General features: G+C 65.0%; 18 protein-coding genes and 1 pseudogene. 8 read left to right on the top strand and 11 right to left on the bottom strand.

Features of this window, described 5'->3' with window-relative positions; genetic code table 11:
- Positions 1–123: 123 nt before the first annotated feature.
- Entirely contained in the window at positions 124–1,248 is a 1,125-nt protein-coding gene (locus tag ABWY06_RS13675) for a GNAT family N-acetyltransferase (RefSeq protein ID WP_353926105.1), read from the top strand.
- A gap of 166 nt (positions 1,249–1,414) precedes the next feature.
- Here ABWY06_RS13675 and ABWY06_RS13670 read toward each other — a convergent pair whose 3' ends face one another.
- The 6 genes and pseudogenes from ABWY06_RS13670 to ABWY06_RS13650 form a co-directional block, all read right to left on the bottom strand.
- A complete protein-coding gene (locus tag ABWY06_RS13670) occupies positions 1,415–3,247 on the bottom strand; it encodes an ABC transporter ATP-binding protein (protein ID WP_353926104.1) in 1,833 nt (610 codons plus the stop codon).
- A gap of 78 nt (positions 3,248–3,325) precedes the next feature.
- Entirely contained in the window at positions 3,326–3,880 is a 555-nt protein-coding gene (locus tag ABWY06_RS13665) for a peptidylprolyl isomerase (protein WP_353926103.1), read from the bottom strand.
- Positions 3,874–4,716 carry an alpha/beta fold hydrolase gene (locus ABWY06_RS13660; RefSeq protein ID WP_353926102.1) on the bottom strand — a complete coding sequence of 281 codons (843 nt, stop codon included), beginning with the start codon at positions 4,714–4,716 and terminating at the stop codon, positions 3,874–3,876. Before ABWY06_RS13660 ends, ABWY06_RS13665 begins: the two co-directional genes overlap by 7 nt.
- A 16-nt stretch (positions 4,717–4,732) precedes the next feature.
- The gene (locus ABWY06_RS25930; RefSeq protein ID WP_502948200.1) at positions 4,733–6,019 is read right to left on the bottom strand and encodes a methyl-accepting chemotaxis protein; all 1,287 of its coding nucleotides are present in this window, start codon (positions 6,017–6,019) and stop codon (positions 4,733–4,735) included.
- A gap of 135 nt (positions 6,020–6,154) precedes the next feature.
- Positions 6,155–6,670 (bottom strand): annotated as a pseudogene (locus ABWY06_RS25925) (cache domain-containing protein); the annotation flags it as partial.
- Positions 6,671–6,943: 273 nt separating this feature from the next.
- Entirely contained in the window at positions 6,944–7,909 is a 966-nt protein-coding gene (locus ABWY06_RS13650) for a LysR family transcriptional regulator (protein ID WP_353926100.1), read from the bottom strand.
- Positions 7,910–7,959: 50 nt separating this feature from the next.
- Here ABWY06_RS13650 and ABWY06_RS13645 point away from each other — a divergent pair, with 50 nt between their 5' ends.
- The 3 genes from ABWY06_RS13645 (at position 7,960) to rarD (ending at position 10,262) form a co-directional block, all read left to right on the top strand.
- On the top strand, positions 7,960–8,304 hold the full coding sequence (locus ABWY06_RS13645; protein ID WP_353926099.1) for a 3-phosphoglycerate kinase: 345 nt from the start codon (positions 7,960–7,962) through the stop codon (positions 8,302–8,304).
- Positions 8,305–8,558: 254 nt separating this feature from the next.
- Positions 8,559–9,158, top strand: a complete 600-nt coding sequence (locus ABWY06_RS13640; protein WP_353926098.1) for an FMN-dependent NADH-azoreductase — start codon at positions 8,559–8,561, stop codon at positions 9,156–9,158.
- Between the two features lie 195 nt (positions 9,159–9,353).
- Entirely contained in the window at positions 9,354–10,262 is a 909-nt protein-coding gene (gene rarD / locus ABWY06_RS13635; RefSeq protein ID WP_353926173.1) for an EamA family transporter RarD, read from the top strand.
- Here rarD and ABWY06_RS13630 read toward each other — a convergent pair.
- Together ABWY06_RS13630 and ABWY06_RS13625 are read right to left on the bottom strand one after the other, a co-directional pair.
- Positions 10,256–10,807: a dihydrofolate reductase family protein gene (locus ABWY06_RS13630; protein WP_353926097.1), complete on the bottom strand. Its 552-nt coding sequence runs from the start codon at positions 10,805–10,807 to the stop codon at positions 10,256–10,258. The two genes, rarD and ABWY06_RS13630, sit on opposite strands and share 7 nt — an antisense overlap.
- A 67-nt stretch (positions 10,808–10,874) precedes the next feature.
- Positions 10,875–11,405 carry a DUF4166 domain-containing protein gene (locus ABWY06_RS13625; RefSeq protein WP_353926096.1) on the bottom strand — a complete coding sequence of 177 codons (531 nt, stop codon included), beginning with the start codon at positions 11,403–11,405 and terminating at the stop codon, positions 10,875–10,877.
- Positions 11,406–11,563: 158 nt separating this feature from the next.
- Between ABWY06_RS13625 and ABWY06_RS13620 the strand changes: the two genes are divergently transcribed.
- Both ABWY06_RS13620 and ABWY06_RS13615 read left to right on the top strand, forming a co-directional pair.
- Positions 11,564–12,907, top strand: a complete 1,344-nt coding sequence (locus ABWY06_RS13620) for a DEAD/DEAH box helicase (protein ID WP_353926172.1) — start codon at positions 11,564–11,566, stop codon at positions 12,905–12,907.
- Between the two features lie 12 nt (positions 12,908–12,919).
- Entirely contained in the window at positions 12,920–13,213 is a 294-nt protein-coding gene (locus ABWY06_RS13615) for a DUF1294 domain-containing protein (RefSeq protein ID WP_353926095.1), read from the top strand.
- A 64-nt stretch (positions 13,214–13,277) separates the two neighbouring features.
- On the opposite strand, the gene ABWY06_RS13610 is transcribed toward ABWY06_RS13615, so the two are convergent.
- The 3 genes from ABWY06_RS13610 to ABWY06_RS13600 form a co-directional block, all read right to left on the bottom strand.
- On the bottom strand, positions 13,278–14,255 hold the full coding sequence (locus ABWY06_RS13610) for a zinc-dependent alcohol dehydrogenase family protein (protein WP_353926094.1): 978 nt from the start codon (positions 14,253–14,255) through the stop codon (positions 13,278–13,280).
- A 112-nt stretch (positions 14,256–14,367) separates the two neighbouring features.
- Positions 14,368–14,667 carry a hypothetical protein gene (locus tag ABWY06_RS13605; RefSeq protein ID WP_353926093.1) on the bottom strand — a complete coding sequence of 100 codons (300 nt, stop codon included), beginning with the start codon at positions 14,665–14,667 and terminating at the stop codon, positions 14,368–14,370.
- 78 nt (positions 14,668–14,745) lie between these two features.
- Positions 14,746–16,527, bottom strand: coding sequence for a S8/S53 family peptidase (locus ABWY06_RS13600; RefSeq protein ID WP_353926092.1), 1,782 nt, complete (start codon positions 16,525–16,527; stop codon positions 14,746–14,748).
- A 214-nt stretch (positions 16,528–16,741) separates the two neighbouring features.
- Here ABWY06_RS13600 and ABWY06_RS13595 point away from each other — a divergent pair, with 214 nt between their 5' ends.
- A complete protein-coding gene (locus ABWY06_RS13595; RefSeq protein WP_353926091.1) occupies positions 16,742–17,134 on the top strand; it encodes a transcriptional regulator in 393 nt (130 codons plus the stop codon).
- 556 nt (positions 17,135–17,690) lie between these two features.
- Positions 17,691–18,749, top strand: a complete 1,059-nt coding sequence (locus ABWY06_RS13590; RefSeq protein WP_353926090.1) for an HAD family hydrolase — start codon at positions 17,691–17,693, stop codon at positions 18,747–18,749.
- Positions 18,750–18,926: the final 177 nt, after the last annotated feature.

The raw sequence follows: 18,926 nt of genomic DNA, 5'->3' as shown, positions 1-18,926 counted from the left end.
GCCTCAGCTGAACCGGTGTGGAACGCCGTCGCGCGGCCTGGCGCCGCGCGCAGACGGCCATCCGTTCAAGCCCCGCAGCCTGCGGGGCTTTTTTTCGCCGGCGCGACAGGCCAGACTGCGCCCATGCCTATTCTGACCCTGCACCATCTCGCCGATTTGGACGCCGCTGCCTGGGACGCCCTGGTTCCGGCCGAACAGCCTTTTCTCCGGCATGCCTTCCTGCGCTCACTGGAAGACAGCGCCAGCCTCGGCCCGGGAACCGGCTGGACGCCGGCCCACCGCCTGTTGACCGATGCCCAGGGACAGGTGCTGGCCGCCGTGCCGGCCTACCGCAAGGCGCATTCCTATGGTGAATACGTATTCGACCATGGCTGGGCGCAGGCCTGCGAACGGGCCGGCATCCGCTATTACCCCAAGTTGCTGGTCGGCGTGCCATTCAGCCCGGTCAGCGGCGCCCGCCTGCTGGGTTCGCCCGAGGCCGCCGGCGAGTTGCTCAGCGCGCTGGCCCAGGGCCTCGAGGAAGAGGGCCTGTCCAGCCTGCATATCAACTTTACCGAGGCGTCGGCGGACGCCCTGTTACGCGGCCGCGAGGGGTGGCTGGAGCGCCTGGGTTGCCAGTTCCATTGGCACAACCGCGGCTACCGGGACTTCCAGGATTTCCTCGACAGCCTGGCCTCGCGCAAACGCAAGCAACTGCGCAAGGAGCGGGATCAGGTGGCGGGGCAGGGCATTGCCTTCGACTGGCGCGAGGGCCACCAGGTCAGCGAAGCCGAGTGGGACTTCGTCTATGCCTGTTACGCCAACACCTACCGCGTGCGTGGCCAGCAACCGTACCTGAGCCGCCGTTTCTTCAGCCTGTTGGCCGAGCGCATGCCGGAGTCGATCCGCCTGGTCCTGGCGTTGCAGGGCGCGCGACCGGTGGCGATGGCTTTTAGCCTGGTGGGCGGCGACAGCCTGTATGGGCGTTACTGGGGCAGCCTGGGTGAGTTTGATCGCCTGCATTTCGAAACCTGCTTCTACCAGGGCATGGACTATGCCCTCAGTCAGGGCCTGCAACGTTTCGATGCCGGTGCCCAGGGCGAGCACAAACTGATTCGCGGCTTCGAGCCGGTCATCACCCGTTCCTGGCATTACCTCTGCCATGCCGGGCTGCGCGCTGCGGTGGCGGATTTTCTCGCCGAAGAGGGCCCGGGCATCCGCGCCTACGCCGAACAGGCCAGGACCGCATTGCCGTACCGCCAGGGCTGAGAGGTTCGCGGGCATTCGCGGGCAAAGGGTCTGTGCGCGCAATCGCGGGCTGGGTTGGCGCCCAGGGTGTTGGGACCGCGGGCCAGGCGCTTGCAGGAGCGGCCCATGGTCGCGACATATCGCCAGGCTTCGCGGGCAAGACAGCAGCCATGCGGGGGCGTGGTATTCACTCCACCCCGACAAACCCGCCGGTCTGGCGCTGCCATAGCCGCGCATACAGGCCGCCGTGGCGCAGCAGTTCGGCGTGGCTGCCGGTCTCCACCACCCGTCCTTGGTCGAGCACCACCAAGCGGTCCATGCGGGCGATGGTCGACAGGCGGTGGGCGATGGCGATCACGGTCTTGTCCTGCATCAGGGTGTCCAGGCTCTCCTGGATCACCGCCTCGACTTCCGAGTCCAGCGCCGAGGTGGCCTCGTCGAGGATCAGGATCGGCGCATTCTTCAGCAGGACCCGGGCAATGGCGATGCGCTGGCGCTGGCCACCGGACAGTTTGACCCCACGCTCGCCGACATGGGCGTCGAACCCGCTGCGGCCCTGGCTATCGATCAACTGGGGAATAAAGGCGTCGGCGCGGGCCTTGCGCACGGCGGCCCACAGCTCCTCGTCGCTGGCGTCGGGTTTGCCGTACAGCAGGTTGTCGCGCACCGAACGGTGCAGCAACGAGGTGTCCTGGGTGACCATGCCGATCTGCGCGCGCAGGCTGTCCTGGGCGACGCGGGCGATGTCCTGGCCGTCGACCAGGATGCGTCCGCTCTGCAGGTCGTACAGACGCAGCAGCAGGTTTACCAGGGTCGACTTGCCGGCACCGGAAGGTCCAATCAGGCCGATCTTTTCGCCCGGCTCGATACGCAGCTCCAGCCCGGCGATGACGCCCTCAGGCTTGCCGTAGTGGAAGTGCACCGCTTCGAAGTGCACGCCGCCACGCTCGACCAGCAGGGCCGGCGCCTGCGCCTGGTCCTGCACCGTACGCGGCTGGGCGATGGTCTGCATGCCGTCCTGGACGGTGCCGATATTCTCGAAAATGCCGCTGACCACCCACATGATCCAGCCCGACATATTGACGATGCGGATCACCAGGCCGGTGGCCAGGGCTATGGCGCCGAGCGACAGCGCGCCCTGGCTCCACAGCCAGAGGGACAGGCCGGTGGTGGCGACGATCAGGGCGCCATTCATGGCGGTGATGGCCACGTCCATGCTGGTGACCATGCGGTTGGTCAACTGGACCTTGCGCGTTTGTTCGCTGAGCGCCTCACGGGCGTAACCCTGCTCGAAGCGGGTGTGGGCGAACAGCTTGAGGGTGGCGATATTGGTGTAGCCGTCGACGATGCGCCCCATCAGCTGGGAGCGCGCCTCGGACGCGATCACCGAGCGGCGTTTGATCCGCGGCACGAAAAAGCGCAGGGCGCCGAGGTACCCGACTATCCACAGCAGCAGGGGCACGACCAGGCGCCAGTCGGCCTCGGCGAACAGCACCAGGGCGCTGAGCGCGTAGATCAGCACATGCCAGAGCGCGTCGACCGCTTGCACCGCGGAGTCGCGCAGGGCGTTGCCGGTTTGCATGATGCGGTTGGCAATGCGTCCGGCGAAGTCATTCTGGAAGAAGCCCAGGCTGTGCTGGAGGACGTAATTGTGGTTTTGCCAACGGATCAGATTGGTCAGGCTGGGGTTGATCGCCTGGTGTACCAGCAGGTCATGCAGGCCGACGAACAGCGGGCGCAGAACCAAGGCGACGGCCGCCATCCAGGCCAGCTCAAGGCCATGGCGCTGGAAGAAATCGACAGGGGGGCTGCCCTGGGCCAGGTCGACCAGGCGCCCGAGAAAGCGGAACAAGGCCACCTCGATCAGCGCCACCACCAGGCCGACCAGCAGCAGGGCGGCAAAGGCGGGCCAGACCTGCCGCAGGAAATGCAGGTAAAAGGCGCCCACACGGTTCGGCGGCGCTTCGCTGGGACTGCTGCGAAACACATCGATCAGTCGTTCAAAATGGCGATAGAACATCACACGCGCTGCCCGCTACGGGCTCTCCAATCATACGGCGGGGCGGCACTTCCTTGTGCCGCGGATGGTGCGGTCGGGTTACAGGCGTTTGGCGCTGACGATCAGCACCGGGGTGGTCGGCACGTTCTGGTTACCCGAAACGGTGGCGGTGCGCACCTGGGCGATCTTGTCGACCACGTCCATGCCGCGCACGACCTTGCCGAACACGGCATAGCCAAAGTCGCGCGAGCCGTGGTCGAGGAAGGCGTTATCGGCGTGGTTGATAAAGAACTGGCTGGTGGCCGAGTCGACCTGGCCGGTGCGGGCCATGGCCAGGGTGCCACGGGCGTTTTTCAGGCCATTATCGGCCTCGTTCTTGATCGGAGCCTGGGTGGCTTTTTGCGCCATGTCCGGGGTGAACCCGCCGCCCTGGATCATGAAATCAGGGATTACCCGGTGGAACACGGTGCCGTCGTAGTAGCCACTGTCGACGTAGCCCAGGAAGTTTTTCACGCTGATCGGCGCCTTGCCGGCGTCCAGCTCGATTTCCACCTCGCCCAGGCTGGTGTTGAGCAGCACATGGGGGTTGTCGGCAGCCATCAGGCTACTGGCCAGCAGCAGGGAGCAGGCGGCGAGGGCAAGTTTTTTCAGCATGTCTTGGGAGTCCTGTTTCGTTTGGGTTTGGTAGTTGCGGGGGGATGGCTACGCTCGACCTCCTCGAGGAAGTCCAGCAGCAGTTGGTTAAAACGTTCGGGTTGGTCCATGGGGCTGGCATGCCCGGAGTCGTCGAGCACTGCCAGGCGGGCGTTGGGCAGCTCACGCACATAGGCTTCCTTGCGCGCCACCGGGGTGTAGTCACGGTCCCCGGTCACCACCAAGGTAGGACAGGTGATCTGCGCCAGGTGTTCCCGCACGCCCCAGCCGATGATCGCGTCGAGGCTGGCCAGGTAGGCGCGTTTGTCGTTGCGTGGCCAGCGCCGCTCGATCTTCAGGCGCAGTTCCACCTGGCTGGGTTTGGGGAACAGGCGTCTGCCCAACCCCTTGGCGATGGTCTCCAGGCTGAGCAGGCGCGACAGTGCCCAGCGTTTCGCCAATTCGACCACATCCCGCGGCCCCCGGACCTTGACCTCGGGGCCGCTGTTGATGATGGTCAGGCTGGCGAGCAGGTCGACGTTCTGTACCGCCAATTGGAAGCCGACCATGCCGCCCATGGAAATGCCGATCAGGTGCACCGGGCCGAGCGCCAGGTGCTCGATCAGGGCGACCACATCCTCGGCGAAGCCGGCGATGCTGTAGGCCTCGTCCGGTTTGTCCGAGCGGCCGTGCCCGCGCAGGTCCAGTGCGATCACCCGATAGTGCGGGATCAGTACCGGGGTCTGGTATTCCCAATCCAGGGTGCTGGAGCCCAGCCCGTGCAGCAGTAGCACCGGAGCACCCTGGCCGTACTCCTCGTAATGCAGCTGGCAACCATCTTGATCGAAATAGGGCATGGGACCTCCGTGTGGCTCAAAGCTGACCTTGACTCAGCGTCGCCAGGCGGCCGGACAAGGCTTGCATGGCCTCGCTGACCTGATTCAGGGCTTGGGCATCCCGGGCATTATCCTCGCTGATGGTGTGGATGCGTACTGCCAGTTCGTTGATTTCCTGGGTTACGTGACTTTGTTCCTGGGCGGCCACCGCGATTTGCTGGGCGCGCTGGGAGATGTCATCGAAGCTGGTGACGGTGCTGGACAGCGCCGCAGCGGCGCCCTCCGCTTCGCCCACGGCGTGTTCGGTGCGCGCCTCGCCGGCCTGCATGGCTTGTACCGCCTGGCGCGAAGCCTGCTGCAGGGCGTTGATCATGCCACTGATTTCGTTGGCCGAGGACTGGGTCTTGCCGGCCAGGGTGCGCACCTCGTCGGCCACCACGGCGAAGCCACGACCCTGTTCGCCGGCCCGTGCCGCCTCGATGGCGGCGTTGAGGGCCAGCAGATTAGTTTGCTCGGAAATCGCCTTGATCACGTCCAGCACGGCGCCGACCTGCTGACTGTCCTTCTCCAGGCGGCTGATGACCATGGCCGCGCCAGCCATCTCGGCGGACAGCGCCTGGATTGCCTGGCTATTGGCGGCGACCTTGACCTGGCCTTCACGCACCACGGTCAGGGAATTTTGCGCGGTATGGGCGCAGTCGTTGGTGTTGCTGGCCACCTCCTGGGCGCTGGAAGACATCTCGGTAATGGCAGCGGCCAACTGGGTATTTTCCTGGCGCTGTTGCTCGGCGCGCTCGGCCAGGGTGCTGCTGAGGCTGGCCAGGTGCGCGGCCTCGGTTTGCAGGCGTTGAGCCTCGGTGGCGATGTTTTGCAGCATGCTGCGCAATTGCCCGGCATAACGGTTGACCGCGCCGCGCAGTGCGCCGATTTCGTCGGCGCGCCCGACTTTCAGTTCCACGCCGCTGTGGCCGGTCCGGCCATCGCCCAGCGCGTCGATCTGTCCGGTGGTTTCCTCCAACTGGGCGAGCAGCCTGCGCCCGGCCAGCCAGGCGAAAAACAACAGCAAGGCCAGCACCGGCAGCAGGAACAGCAGAATTTCCCAGGTCAGCGCCCGGGCCAGGCCGGTCACGCGTTCCTGGGGGGTCACCAGGCCGATCACCCAGCCGGTGTCGGGCATGCTGAACAGGCTGACCCGGCTGGCTTGCTTGAGCTGGCCGTCTTCTTCCAGGGCGACGGTGCGTACCCCGTCCTGGCGGCCATTCAGGCTCTCGAGCACCGGTTGCAACCAGGGTTTGTCACGGGCCAGGTCCTTGAGGGTGAGCATGCCGCCACCGGACGCCTGCCCGGCGCCCGTCAGCCCGGTGCCCGGAAAATGCAGCACATGGCCGGCCTGGTCGAGGGCGAAGGCATAGCCACCGGTGATACCACCTTGCTGCTCGAGAAATTTCGCCAGGTCGTCCAGGCGCAAGTCCAGGGTAGCGACGCCGGCGAAACGGCCCGTGAGCTGATAGGGCACGCTGCAGGTCACCATGGGCACGCCGGTCACGCTGTCCTGGTAGGCCTCGGACCACAGGCAGGCACCGGCCTTGCTGCTGCGCGCGCCGCTGTACCAGGCGTCGTTATGGTAGCCGGGACCCTCGGCCTTGTTGTAGTCGTCGGAGTAGGCCAGGCGGCCGTCGCCACCGCGGGCCCAGAAAAAACTGCGGCGCTGCACGCCGTCGGCAAAGGCGTTGGGCTCGGGCCAGACACCGCCACCGGCGATGGCGGCGTCGCCCTGGTGATCGATGACATTGGGCAAGCTGGTCAGGTACAACGGCTCTTCACGCGGCAGCACCTCGGCCAGGTGCGCCAGGCTGGCGGTCACTCCCTCAATGCCGGCCAGTTGCAGGGCCAATTGCCGGACAATGGCACTGCCGCTCTGTTCGATCAGCTCCGAACTGGCGGCCACCACTCGCGGTTGGCCACGCAGGGCCATGACGGCGAACACCGCGAGGGCGGTCAGCAGCAACAGCAGCAGGCTGCCGAGGGTCAGGCGCTGGGAGAGACGGACGGGAATCATGGCCATGCTACTGCTCCGATCAAGGGTACTGCGGGATACTGGGCGTTCGGTGAAGCCCCTGCCCGGGGAAAGCGGCAATCCCTTGACCACATCTGCACTCTAGTGCAGTACAGGGGCGTGGCGGGGCTGTTTTGCCACGACCCGCCTGTGTATCGGCCCCAGGGACCCCGACTTGAGCGAGGCCGGCCGTTAAACCGGTCCTTCGTGGGCAGCCCCGGCCGCGGTGGCCGGCGCGGCACCGGCCGGCGCGGCAAACGGCGCATCCAGGGGCGCGCCATCGAAGCCCTTGATCAGTTCGACGAGGATCTGAGTCGCCGGCCCCAGGGGTTTGTCCTTGTTCGAGTACAGGTAGAACACCGGGTTGCGGGTGCCACCCTGGTCCAGGGGCAGGGCCTTGAGCAGGCCTTCGCGCAGTTCCCGGGCGATCAGGTGACGCGGCAGCCAGGCGAAGCCCAGGCCGCTACTGACGAAGGTCGCGGCGGTGGGCAGGCTGCCGACGGTCCAGCGTTGTTCGGCGCCCAGCCAGCCGCTGTCGCGCGGCTGCAGCCGGCCCGAGTCACGGGTGACCACCTGCATCTGGGTTTCCAGGTCCTGGAAATTGATCGGCCGCTGCAGGCGGTGCAGCGAATGTTCCGGGTGCGCCACCGCGACGAACTCCACTGGGTTGAGCTCGGAGGCCAGATAACCGGTGATGTTCAATGCGCTGATGGCCAGGTCGGTGACGCCCTCCTTGAGTACCTCTTCGACTCCCGACAACACCTCCTCGCGCAGCCGCACGCGGCAGCCGCGGCTTTGCGGCATAAAGGCACTGAGGGCGCGCACCAGCTTGGCGTTCGGGTAGGCGGCGTCCACCACCAGCCGTACCTCCGCCTCCCAGCCCTGTTCCATATGGTGGGCCAGGTCTTCGAGCTGGCTGGCCTGGCTGACCAGCTGCCGTGAACGGCGCAGCAGCACGCTGCCGGCATCGGTCAACACCGCCCGGCGTCCGTCGATGCGCAACAGGGGCACGCCCAGCTGGTCCTGCATGCGCGCCACGGTGTAACTGACCGACGATTGCGAACGGTGCAGCACTTCGGCGGCTTGGGCGAATCCGCCCTGATCGACCACGGCTTGCAGGGTGCGCCATTGATCCAGGGTAACGCGGGGCGCTTTCATCATCGCCTCCTCTTGTCCTAAGCTGGCGGTCCACCGGTGGAGACCGCGCAATGAATAAAAACAACCTAACCCGCCACCTGACGTGCGCCTTGTTGCTCCTGGTGCCCTTCGAGGGGTTCGCCGCCTACCCGATCGAAGTGGAAAAGCAGCTCAATGGCGCCGAGATTTCCTATGCCACCCAGGATATCGACAACGACTTGGGCGGGCTGACGCTGACCAACCTGGGGCAGGCGGCGGCCAGCTGCAGCGCGGTGTTTCGCAACGGCCCCGAGGCGCCGCGTACGCGCAAGGTGATACTCGACGCGGGTCAGACCAACAACCTGTCGGTCAAATTCAACCGCAATATCATCAAACTGCGTATCACCCTGACCTGCGCTCCGCACACGCCGCAGTAGGGCTAACGCGCACCACGACCAACCTGGGCGGGGCCCGTGGTGAGCGCGACGTAGGTGGGTGCGCGCCCATTTCGCAGGCCAGCCCCTGCGGCGCGCAAGCAGCCCTGCAGGGGCCAGGCTTTCAGCCTAGTGCCACGCTTTTTATAAATCAACTTTATTGATTGTTTATAGCGATTATTTACGCTTTTTAATCGATCGCTCCAGTCTTACTCTGGCTCCCATCACATTTCGTCTACCCCGCAAGGAGCCGCCCCATGTCCAATATCCTGGTGATCGAAAGCAGCGCCCGCCAACAGCATTCGGTATCCCGCGACCTCACGGCGCAATTTATCGCGCAGTGGCGCGCCGCCCACCCTGAAGACCGTTTTACCGTTCGCGACCTGGCGCTGGACCCCGTGCCGCACCTGGATGCGAACTTGCTGGGCGGCTGGATGAGTCCCGCTGAACAACAAAGCGAGGCCGAGCAGGCGGCGCTGGCCCGTTCCAATCGGTTGACCGACGAACTGCTGGCCGCCGATGTGCTGGTGCTGGCGGCACCCATGTACAACTTCGCAATTCCCAGCACCCTGAAGGCCTGGCTGGACCATGTGCTGCGTGCCGGGCTGACGTTCAAGTACACCGAGACCGGCCCCCAGGGTCTGCTGGTGGGCAAGCGCGCCTACGTGCTGACGGCCCGCGGTGGCGTGTACGGTGGCAGCGGCCTGGACCACCAAGAACCCTACCTGCGCCAGGCGCTGGCGTTCGTCGGCATCCATGAGGTCGAGTTCATTCACGCCGAAGGGCTGAACATGGGCGCTGAATTTATGGAAAAAGGCCTGGCCAAGGCCCGCGCGCAACTGGAACAGGTCGCCTGATAACGCCCGAGCGGGTTTGCCGCCTGGCTGCCCCCGCCGACCGGGATGAAAACGCGAGCGCCTGGTAGCGACCTCGGCATCCCCCCGGCCGCCGGCGTCCTGTGCAAAAGCGGCGGATAGGGTAAGGTCGACGCCAGTGTCGGGGGGTGTCTCCCGGTTTTGCGCAATCGCTTGCTGGAGTCAACGGTGGTAACCCTGAACCTGTCCGGACGGGGCGTCGGCCTCTCCTTGATCGCCTCGCTGCTGTTTGCCCTGGTGCCGGGTTATGTCGGGCTGCTGGCGCCGCTCGATGGCGTGCAGGTGTTCGCCCAGCGCGTGCTTTGGTCGATTCCCATGGTGCTGTTGCTGGTGGCGCTGGGGCGGCAAGGGGGAGTGCTGTGGGCGGCCTTGCGCCGCTTGCGCCACGAGCCCCGGCTGGTGGCGGCGCTGCCGGTGGCGGCGCTGTTGATCGGGGTGCAATGGGGACTGTTTCTCTGGGCCCCGCTGGTCGGGCGCATGCTCGAGGTCTCGCTGGGGTATTTCCTGCTGCCCTTGGTGATGGTGCTTTGTGGCCGGCTGTTCTATGGCGAGCGCCTGCGGCCGCTGCAGCGAATCGCCGTGGCCTGCGCGCTGCTCGGCGTGGCCCATGAGCTGTGGCTGACCCAGGCTTTTTCCTGGTTGACCCTGGCCACCGCGCTGGGGTATCCGCCGTACTTTATGTTGCGCCGCTGGATGGGCCTGGATGCATTATCCGGGTTCTTTCTGGAGATGCTGCTGCTGGCGCCGCTGGCCATCTGGTTGATCCTGCACTATGGCCCCGACCAGGTGTTTGTTCTGGCGCCGCAGCTGTGGTGGCTGCTGCCCGGCCTGGGCTTGCTCGGTACGCTGGCCTTCGCCGCGATGATGGCGTCCAGCCGGCTGCTGCCACTGGGGGTGTTTGGCATTCTCAGCTACGTCGAACCGGTGTTGTTGTTTGGGGTGGCAGTGCTGCTGCTCGGCGAAACCTTTGCGCCGGCGCAACTCTGGACCTACGCGCCGATCTGGTTGGCGGTGCTGCTGACCGGTTGGGACAGCGGGCGCCTGTTGCATCGCCAGGCCAGGCGCATCGAGCCGGTGGATCATTGACCGGGCAAGTCCTCGGCCTCCGGCGGCACGTGGTAATGCAACTGCACCACTCCGGTGGCGAAACTGCGCTGTTCGTGCAGTTTCAGGCGGCGTTCCAGCGCCCCGGAAAACAGCGGAATGCCCGCCCCGAGTAGGTACGGCACCTGGCTGACCACCAACTCGTCGAGCAGGCTGGCCGCCAGGCAGGTGGCGGCCAGCGAGCCGCCGCCCACCAGCCAAACCCGACGGCAACCGGCGGCGCCCAGGGCGGCCAGCGCCTCGGCGGGGCTGCAGTGGCTGATGCTGACGTCACGGGTGGCAGGTTTTAGTGCCGTGCGACTGAGCACCTGGCAGGGTTTGCCCCGGTAGGGCCATTCGCCCAGCATCCGCACCGCTTCGTAGGTACCGCGCCCCATCAACAGGCCGTCGATGCCGTCGTAGAAACCGTTGTAGCCATGGTCCTCGCCGCTGTCTTCGAGGGCTTCCAGCCAGTCGACCCGACCATCCGGGCGAGCGATATAGCCGTCCAGGCTGGCGGCGACGTAATAGATCAAGGTGGGTTTCATCGGCGTTCCCCTGGGACATGAGGGTTGGAGCGGGCAATGCCGGGCAAGTTCGCCGCCAGGTTGCGTTTCACAGTCCTGGCGTTGGCGCTTGCAACTGCAGATGCCCGCTGTAGGCGACCAGCAGGCCCAGCAGAGGCAGGCGCACCTCGACCTGGAACAGGTAACGGCCCTGGTCTTCAGCTTCGAACGCGATCAACCGTGGCGCCAGGGCCCTGGGCATCGGCACACCCCAGACGACGGCATGGTCCAGGTGATAGACCAGACGCGCCTGTTCCACGCCCAGGCGCATATACAGCTGCACCGGGCCCATGCGTTCCAGCAGGAAATCACCGTGGCGACGAAAGTGGCTCACCAGTTGGCGACCGTCGAAGTCACGCTGCCAGCGCATGCCCTCTGCGTCATGCTCGCCCAGTACGCTGAGGGCGACCGTCGGTCCGGCCGCGGGCATGCCCAGTACCTTGCCGAGCAGATAAGCCAGGCCACGGCCACGTTGTACCCGTACCTTTCCGTGCAGCCGCGTGGTACCCCGGTGGGCGCACTGCAGCAGGGCGGGCAGCGCGTCGAAGCTGGGGCCCAGGTGATCGATCAAGGCGTTCATTGCGGGGGTTTCCAGTGTTAAACGACGGCCAGTTTAACGCAGCGGAGCGGGACCGGCTGCTGACTAAAATGCACGGACTGCGAGTGTTCCGGCCGCACAACCGTTACGCTATAGGGCTGAGTTCCAGATATTTGTCATTTTTTGTCGAGGTTATGCCCTTGTTTTCCCAATTCGCCCTGCACGAACGCCTGCTTAAAGCCGTGGCCGAGCTGAAATTCGTCGAACCGACCCCGGTCCAGACAATAGCCCTTCCCCCGGCGCTGGAGGGGCGTGACCTGCGGGTGACGGCACAGACCGGCAGCGGCAAGACCGCCGCCTTTGTCCTGCCGATGCTCAATCGCCTGATGGGCGATTCCAAGCCGCGCATGAGCCTGCGCGCGGTGATTCTGCTGCCGACCCGTGAACTGGCCCAGCAGACCCTGAAACAGGTCGAGCTGTTTTCCCAGTTCACCTTTCTCAAGGGCGGGCTGATCACCGGCGGCGAGGACTTCAAGGTGCAGGCGGCGATGCTACGGCGGGTGGATATCCTGATCGGTACTCCGGGGCGCCTGATCGAACACGCCAACGCCGGCAACCTGAAGCTCGACGAAGTCGAGGTGCTGGTGCTCGACGAGGCAGACCGCATGCTCGACATGGGTTTTGCCGAAGACGTGCAGCGCCTGGCCAAACTCTGCACCGCACCCGCCCGCCAGACCTTGCTGTTCTCGGCCACCAGTGGCGGCTCGGGCCTGCGCGACATGGTCGCCTCGGTGCTGCGTGACCCGCTGCACTTGCAGGTCAACAGCGTCAGCGAATTGAACGCCGGCACCCGCCAGCAGATCATCACCGCCGATCACAACGTGCACAAGGAGCAGCTGGTGCACTGGCTGCTGGCCAACGAGACCTACCAGAAGGCGATCATCTTCACCAATACCCGGGTGCAGGCCGACCGTCTCTATGGACGTCTGGTGGCCCAGGAATACAAGGTCTTCGTGCTGCACGGCGACAAGGACCAGAAGGACCGCAAGCTGGCCATCGATCGCCTCAAGCAGGGCGGGGTGAAGATCCTGGTCGCCACCGACGTCGCCGCCCGGGGTCTGGACGTGGATGGCCTGGACCTGGTGATCAACTTCGACATGCCGCGCAGCGGCGATGACTACGTGCACCGCATTGGCCGTACCGGCCGCGCCGGGGGTGAAGGCCTGGCCATCTCCCTGATCTGCCATGGCGACTGGAACCTGATGTCGAGCATCGAGCGCTACCTCAAGCAGAGCTTCGAGCGCCGCACGATCAAGGAAGTCAAAGGCACCTACCAAGGGCCGAAGAAGGTCAAGGCATCGGGCAAGGCGGTGGGGGTCAAGAAGAAAAAGACCGACAAGAAAACCGACAAGAAAGCCACGGCCAAGACCCCCACCAAGCGCAAGACCGCCAATCGCCCGAAGAGCGAGTCGCCGTCGCTGGTCAGCCGCGACGGCCTGGCACCACTCAAGCGCAAGGTGCCGACGGCGCCAGCGGCGGAGTAAGGTGCTGCTCGGGTGTTGCCGCTAACCGGCCAAACGGGCCTGCTCGTGCTCGGGCTGCTGTACTTGGTGATGAGCCTGCTCTGTTTCCTGGCCTTCTGGTGGGACAAGCGCGCGGCGCTCCAGGGGCGTGCGCGCATCCCCGAGCGCCGCCTGCACCTCTACGAACTGCTGGGCGGCTGGCCGGGGGGCTTGCTGGCGCAGCGGCTGATCCGCCACAAGAACCGTAAAGCTGCTTACCAGCGGCGCTTCTGGGCCATCGTGCTGCTGCATGTCGCGGGTTGGGGATTTTACCTGGCCAGGGGGTAAGGCCTGCCGGGCAGGCGCGGATTTGCGGCCATGGGCCGCTCCTACAGCGTCTGCCAGAGTGCCCCTAGGGCACGATCAGGATCTTGCCATCCCGTTCACCGCTGGCGGCCGCGGCGATCGCCTGCTTGATCTGGCTAAGGTCATAGGTGGCGGCGACCTTGGTTTTCAGCTGGCCGCTGGCGATCAGTTGGGTGAGTTCGCCGAACACCTTCATCTGCTGCGCCGGCGTCGCCAGGCGGAACCATTTGGCCAACCAAAAGCCGCGCAGGGTCACGTCGCGAAAGACGAAGGAGGACGGCGATACCTGGCAGGGCTGGCGACTCATCATGCCGTAGTTGACCAGCACGCCGCCGTCGGCGAGGCAGGCGGCCAGGTGATCGGTGGCCTGGCCGCCGACGGCGTCGATGCCCAGGCGCACCGCTGAACCGCCAGTGACCTCGCGCACGCGCTTGGCCAGGTCCGGGCCATCCACCAGCACCACGTCGCCGCCTTCGGCTTGCACGCCCGCGACCGCCGATTCACGGCGCACCACGTTCAGGGTCTTGAAGCCGCGCAGTTTGGCCAGTTGGATCAGGTAGCTGCCGACGCCGGAGTTGGCGGCGTTCTGGATCACCCAGTCGCCCGCCTGGAGGGCAACGAACTCACTGAGCAGCAGGGAAGCGGTCGGTGGATTGACCGTCAGCATGGCCAGTTGCTGGGGGTCGGCCTCGGGCAGCGGAATCAGCTTGTTGGCCGGTGCGTTCAACGCGCTGACCCAGGTGCCGCAGCCCACGGGCAGCAACACCAGTTGGCCGCTCTTGAGGCCTTTGACCTCGGCGCCCAGTTGCTCGACCCGGCCCACGCCCTCATTGCCGCCAATGGCCGGCAGCGGCGGCAGCATGCCGTATTCGCCGGTGAGTGTCAGCACGTCCGACGGGTTGATCGGCGCGGCCAGCACCTTGACCCGCACCTCATCCGCGGCGGGCTCGGGCAGTTGCAGCGCTACCGCTTCAATGACGTCCTGGGGCACGGGGCCGCGGGTCTGGTACTGGGCTTTGAGCATGGTGTTCTCCAAAAGGGCGGGTGGGTCAACGACAGTCCCAGAGTCTAGCCCGCCTCGGCTGCGACGCGACGCATCCTCACTTATCGATCCTGGTGATAAGGCCCGGTTTGCCTCAATGGTCGTCGCTCTGCGCCTGCACTTCCTCGCCTGCCTCCTCGAGCTCGCGCAGGCGTTGATCGTAGGCCAGGCATTCATCCTTCAACTGCGCCGAGGACGTCTCGGGTTTGACTGCCTTGAGCTCTTCGCGCAGGCGGGCGGCGCGGTCGGGGTCGCGCTGGGTGATCTCGGCAATTTTTTGCGCCACCTGTTCGGCCTTGGCGGTGGCCTCTTCAGTGGTGCAGGCCCAGGCGGACAGTGGGCTGAGCAGCGACAGGCTGATGCAGGAGGCGATCAGGGGGCGGGGCAGGTGCATGGTCAATCTCCCGGAGAATGTGCACCGGTTGATTGCCACGCGCGGGCTTAAGTTCAGCCGGGCTGGCGCCCGGCGCGGCTAGCGCACCCGGTCGCGGCTCTTGACCGCCAGGTCCAGGGCCTTTTGCATGTCCAGGCGGGCGGAGCGGCCGACATCCTGGTCGGCCATGTCGAAATTGCGCTCCGAGGGCAGGATGGGCGCGGTCAGGTCTTCGGCATCGGTGGGTTCGAAGTCGAACTCCTCGCCGATGGTCATGGCGCTACGGCGCAGCAGCATGCGCACCTGGTCGGGGTGCAATTCGGGGTTGATCGACATCAGTGCCGCGACCAGGCCGGTGACCATGGGCGTGGCGTAGGAGGTCCCGCAGTGCACCTCGCCTTGCTCGCCGGCCCTACCGGTGGACGCGCTGGCGCAGGCCGCGGCGGTGATGTCGACCCGGATGTCGACGTTGGAGCTGCTGCGCTTGACCGCGAAGGCCGGGTCGTCGACCGCCACGTCGCGGCGTTCGCTGCGTTGATGGCCGCCGACCACCAGCAGCTGATCGGTGATAAAGGATGAGGGCAGGCGGTACTCGTCGGCCCCGGAGAACGAAGCACCGTTACCGGCCGAATTGATCACCAGCACATCCGGGTGCTCACGGCGCAACCAGAGGAAAAACTCCTCGAGCAACTCTTCGTAACCACTCATGGCCAGGCCCGAGCGAACCAGGGAGTCGACTTCATCCCCCTGAATGTTCTTCGTCCCGACGCGGTGGATGCCCCAGCTCCAGTTCAATACCCGCACGCCGTCTTCCACCAGGTTGACCGATGCGGCGATATTGGCGGTGATGCCGGCATCGGAATTGCGCTCGACTATCACTTCGAATCCAGGGCCGGCGCCGTCCAGGCCGCGCAGGAAACCGGTGTTGCCACCCTGGTCCCAGCGTGCCGCGAGGATGCCGGCCACCGTCGAGCCATGGCCGTCGGGGCGCGCGGCATCACGGGCATACAGGCGTGTACGGGGGCGGCCGTCGGCGCGTGGGGCGGCGCCCAGGTAGTCCTGAAAGTCCGCGGCGTCGAAATCCACGTCGCGCTCGATCACGCCGATACGGATCGGCGTGGTGGGCACCGGCGCGTTTTTCGCCGGGATCCGCCGCTGGTAGTAATTGACCGCATCGAGAAAGCGATTGGCCGCCCATTCATCGGCGTCCGGGCTGGGTGTGGCGGCTTTGGCCGTGGTCACTGGCGCGTCGCCCTGTTCCTGTTCCTCGGCGGCGGACTCTTCGATGACCACGGCATCCACGCTGACCTCGCTGCCCAGGCGCAGGACCAGTGCGTCACGCTCGATCAGCGTCTTGGCGGGCAGCCGCAGTTGGTAGGTGTTCAGCGGCGCGATGCGGCCGACCACCTGGGCCTGGTACTTCTCGGCCAACTGGCGGGCGACCTGCAGGCCATCGGCATCTTCTTCGATGATCAGGCTGACCAGGTCCACGTAGGTGGTCAGGCCGTCCATGTTCTTCGCAGTTTGCGCAGGCGTGGCGGCGACCACCTGGCTACGCCGCAGGGACAGCCAGACCGGATTGCTGGTCTGGCCTTGTTGTTCCAGCCAGACCGGTGCGCTGCGGTGCACGCTGGCGGGCAGGCGTAGCGTCAACTGCTGGCCGTCGCGTTCGACGTTGGCATTGGGCAGGACCTGGCCGTCGATCAGCACTTTCAGTGCACCCTTATCCAGGCCCTGGGCCTGCAAGCAATAGGTCGACAGGCGGTCGTCCAGCAGATCGCCGCAGCGTTGCAACTGCACCAGCCGCGGCAGCGGATCGGCCAGCGCCACCGCACCGCAGGACAACAGGCCGGCCAGCAGCCCGAAGGAAGATGGACGCATGAAAACAGGCACCTTGTGATGGACGCTGCTCTGACCCTGGGTGTCGCGGCGGGTTCAGCTTGGATTAGGGAAGCATCAAGCGGCGAACCTTCCGGGGCGAGGACAGGTCGGAACTGTGGGTGGGTGCTAAAAGCCGGTTGCCGTTCGCACTGCTTTGCGACCCAGACCCGACCATCAATGAATGCGCCGAGCGAAGGCTGACGGAGACTATGCCATGACTTACAACTGGGACCTTATCGAACGTCTGTTGCATGAAGTACAAAACAGCGCCGACAAGTCGTTCGCCCCTCGTGCCTACGCGGAGGAGCTGGCGCAGGAGTTGGAGCGTGCCGGCGAGCAGATCGGCAGCCTGGACCACCTTAAGGCGCTGGCGGCCGATTACGAGTCGCAACTGCTGACCGCTGGCTTTATCGCCCCACGGCCCGAGGAAGAGGGCGGCAATGGCGAGAACTTCGTCCTGACCGACCGTGGCCTGCAATTGCTGAGCATGATCGACAGCAGTTTTCCGGGCGACGAACACCCCCGTGAGTTGCTTGACCAGAAAGGTGAGGCGGCGCTGGTACCCGAGGTATTCGACGAGGTGGCATCGCGCGCTGTCTTGCTCTAGCCCAGGCAAGCGTAGGCTGTCGCAGTCGACCGCGTATGGCCACGAAAACGCCCGGTGCTCCTTCAGGACGCCATACCGCGCATGCAGGTAGCCAGGGATGGCCGTCTCCACTGCCTCCCATCAGCGTGGGTTACGCGGCGCGATTCCCCACTCAGGGGCCGGTCGCTGTATGTGCTGCGCCGCTAACCCACCCTACGCAACTGCTCATACCCGCCTAGGTGCATATGCAGCGATGGCGCTCCGGTAGTGCGGGTGTAACCCGCAGGCTGTCGCGGGTGCGAGGCCATTCCCAGTGCTTGCTCACCAAGCTGCAAGAGGCTATCTCTGCAAAGTTCTTCAGCCCTTAAACGGCCGCCTGTTAGCCGCGCAAGTGGCGCACCTTTGGCTAGGGCGCACCCGGCCATTCGGTGGGTGGTATGACTGGTCTATACCAAGTGGCGTTGATGGGCTAATGAGTGTCGTTTACACACTATGCGTTGCATCACGCTTTTGTTAGCTTCCCTACGGAAGCTGCGCACAGCAGCTTCTTTTCGTTTACGAGTGGGGAGGGATTCGCATGAAGTTTGTACCAACACTATTGGCCGCGTTGCTGCTGACCGGTGCCGCCAGCCAGGCGTCTGCCGCCACCGAGCTGAGCCACTGGCCAGAGCCGGCCGCCAAGCAGTTGAATGCCATGATCAAGGCCAATGCCAACAAGGGCAACTATGCCGTCTTCGACATGGACAACACCAGTTACCGGTATGACCTCGAAGAGTCCCTGCTGCCGTTTATGGAAATGAAGGGGGTGCTCACTCGCGAGAAGCTCGACCCTTCCCTCAAATTGATGCCCTTCAAGGACGTGGCCGGCCACAAGGAAAGCCTCAACAGCTATTACTACCGGCTCTGTGAACTCGACGACATGGTCTGCTACCCCTGGGTCGCCCAAGTGTTTTCCGGTTTCACCCTGCAGGAGCTCAAAGGGTATGTGGACCAGTTGATGGCCTACGGTAAACCCGTACCCAGCACTTACTATGAAGGAGACACGGTCAAGACCATCGAGATCAACCCACCGAAGATTTTCTCCGGGCAGAAGGAGTTGATGAACAAGCTCACCGAGAACGGTATTGAGGTCTATGTCATGACCGCCGCGCACGAAGAGCTGGTGCGCATGGTCGCCTCCGACCCCAAGTACGGTTACAACGTCAAACCGCAGAACGTCATTGGCGTGACCACCTTGCTCAAGGACCGCACCAGCGGTGCCCTGACCACCGCGCGTAAGCAGATCACCGCTGGCACGTACGACGAAAAGGCCAACCTCGGCCTGGAACTGACTCCGTACCTGTGGACCCCGGCCACCTGGATGGCGGGTAAACAAGCGGCCATCCTCACCTATATCGATCAGTGGAAAAAACCCGTGCTGGTCGCTGGCGATACCCCGAGCAGTGACGGTTACATGCTGTTTCACTCCACCGACGTGGAGAAGGGCGGTATCCACCTGTGGATCGATCGCAAGCCTAAATACCTGGTGCAGATCAACGACATGATCAAGAAAAACGCCGAAGGTCAGGCCAAGAACGGCCTGAAGGTCACGGCCGACAAAAACTGGATCATGGTCAAGCCGGAAGACATTCAGTAAGCCCCGTCGGTTGCCGCGTCCAGCGGCAACCTTTCCCCTGGGAATCGGGGCTACCCCGGTTCGCCTCGTCTCGCTGGAACTGCCTTATTCCCGCCTTTTGCATGTTGCTGCTGCGTCGCCCAGCTTTGGACGGCTATGCTGCAAGGGGTTTGCAACGCCTCATCCACCCTCGGTGAA

Source organism: Pseudomonas sp., assembly GCF_040514055.1.
Taxonomy (GTDB): Bacteria; Pseudomonadota; Gammaproteobacteria; order Pseudomonadales; family Pseudomonadaceae; genus Aquipseudomonas.
The sequence above is the reverse complement of the archived record's forward strand: the minus strand, read 5'-3'. Positions and strand labels throughout refer to the sequence as shown.

What these genes read in the sequence shown, in the direction of transcription:
- ABWY06_RS13645 (WP_353926099.1), top strand. Translation starts at nt 7,960, where the DNA reads ATGAATAAAAACAACCTAACCCGCCACCTGACGTGCGCCTTGTTGCTC.
- ABWY06_RS13600 (WP_353926092.1), bottom strand. Translation starts at nt 16,527, where the DNA reads ATGCGTCCATCTTCCTTCGGGCTGCTGGCCGGCCTGTTGTCCTGCGGT.
- ABWY06_RS25930 (WP_502948200.1), bottom strand. Translation starts at nt 6,019, where the DNA reads ATGCTCACCCTCAAGGACCTGGCCCGTGACAAACCCTGGTTGCAACCG.
- ABWY06_RS13650 (WP_353926100.1), bottom strand. Translation starts at nt 7,909, where the DNA reads ATGAAAGCGCCCCGCGTTACCCTGGATCAATGGCGCACCCTGCAAGCC.
- ABWY06_RS13605 (WP_353926093.1), bottom strand. Translation starts at nt 14,667, where the DNA reads ATGCACCTGCCCCGCCCCCTGATCGCCTCCTGCATCAGCCTGTCGCTG.
- ABWY06_RS13670 (WP_353926104.1), bottom strand. Translation starts at nt 3,247, where the DNA reads ATGTTCTATCGCCATTTTGAACGACTGATCGATGTGTTTCGCAGCAGT.
- ABWY06_RS13640 (WP_353926098.1), top strand. Translation starts at nt 8,559, where the DNA reads ATGTCCAATATCCTGGTGATCGAAAGCAGCGCCCGCCAACAGCATTCG.
- ABWY06_RS13660 (WP_353926102.1), bottom strand. Translation starts at nt 4,716, where the DNA reads ATGCCCTATTTCGATCAAGATGGTTGCCAGCTGCATTACGAGGAGTAC.
- ABWY06_RS13665 (WP_353926103.1), bottom strand. Translation starts at nt 3,880, where the DNA reads ATGCTGAAAAAACTTGCCCTCGCCGCCTGCTCCCTGCTGCTGGCCAGT.
- ABWY06_RS13630 (WP_353926097.1), bottom strand. Translation starts at nt 10,807, where the DNA reads ATGAAACCCACCTTGATCTATTACGTCGCCGCCAGCCTGGACGGCTAT.
- ABWY06_RS13625 (WP_353926096.1), bottom strand. Translation starts at nt 11,405, where the DNA reads ATGAACGCCTTGATCGATCACCTGGGCCCCAGCTTCGACGCGCTGCCC.
- ABWY06_RS13595 (WP_353926091.1), top strand. Translation starts at nt 16,742, where the DNA reads ATGACTTACAACTGGGACCTTATCGAACGTCTGTTGCATGAAGTACAA.
- ABWY06_RS13675 (WP_353926105.1), top strand. Translation starts at nt 124, where the DNA reads ATGCCTATTCTGACCCTGCACCATCTCGCCGATTTGGACGCCGCTGCC.
- ABWY06_RS13590 (WP_353926090.1), top strand. Translation starts at nt 17,691, where the DNA reads ATGAAGTTTGTACCAACACTATTGGCCGCGTTGCTGCTGACCGGTGCC.
- ABWY06_RS13610 (WP_353926094.1), bottom strand. Translation starts at nt 14,255, where the DNA reads ATGCTCAAAGCCCAGTACCAGACCCGCGGCCCCGTGCCCCAGGACGTC.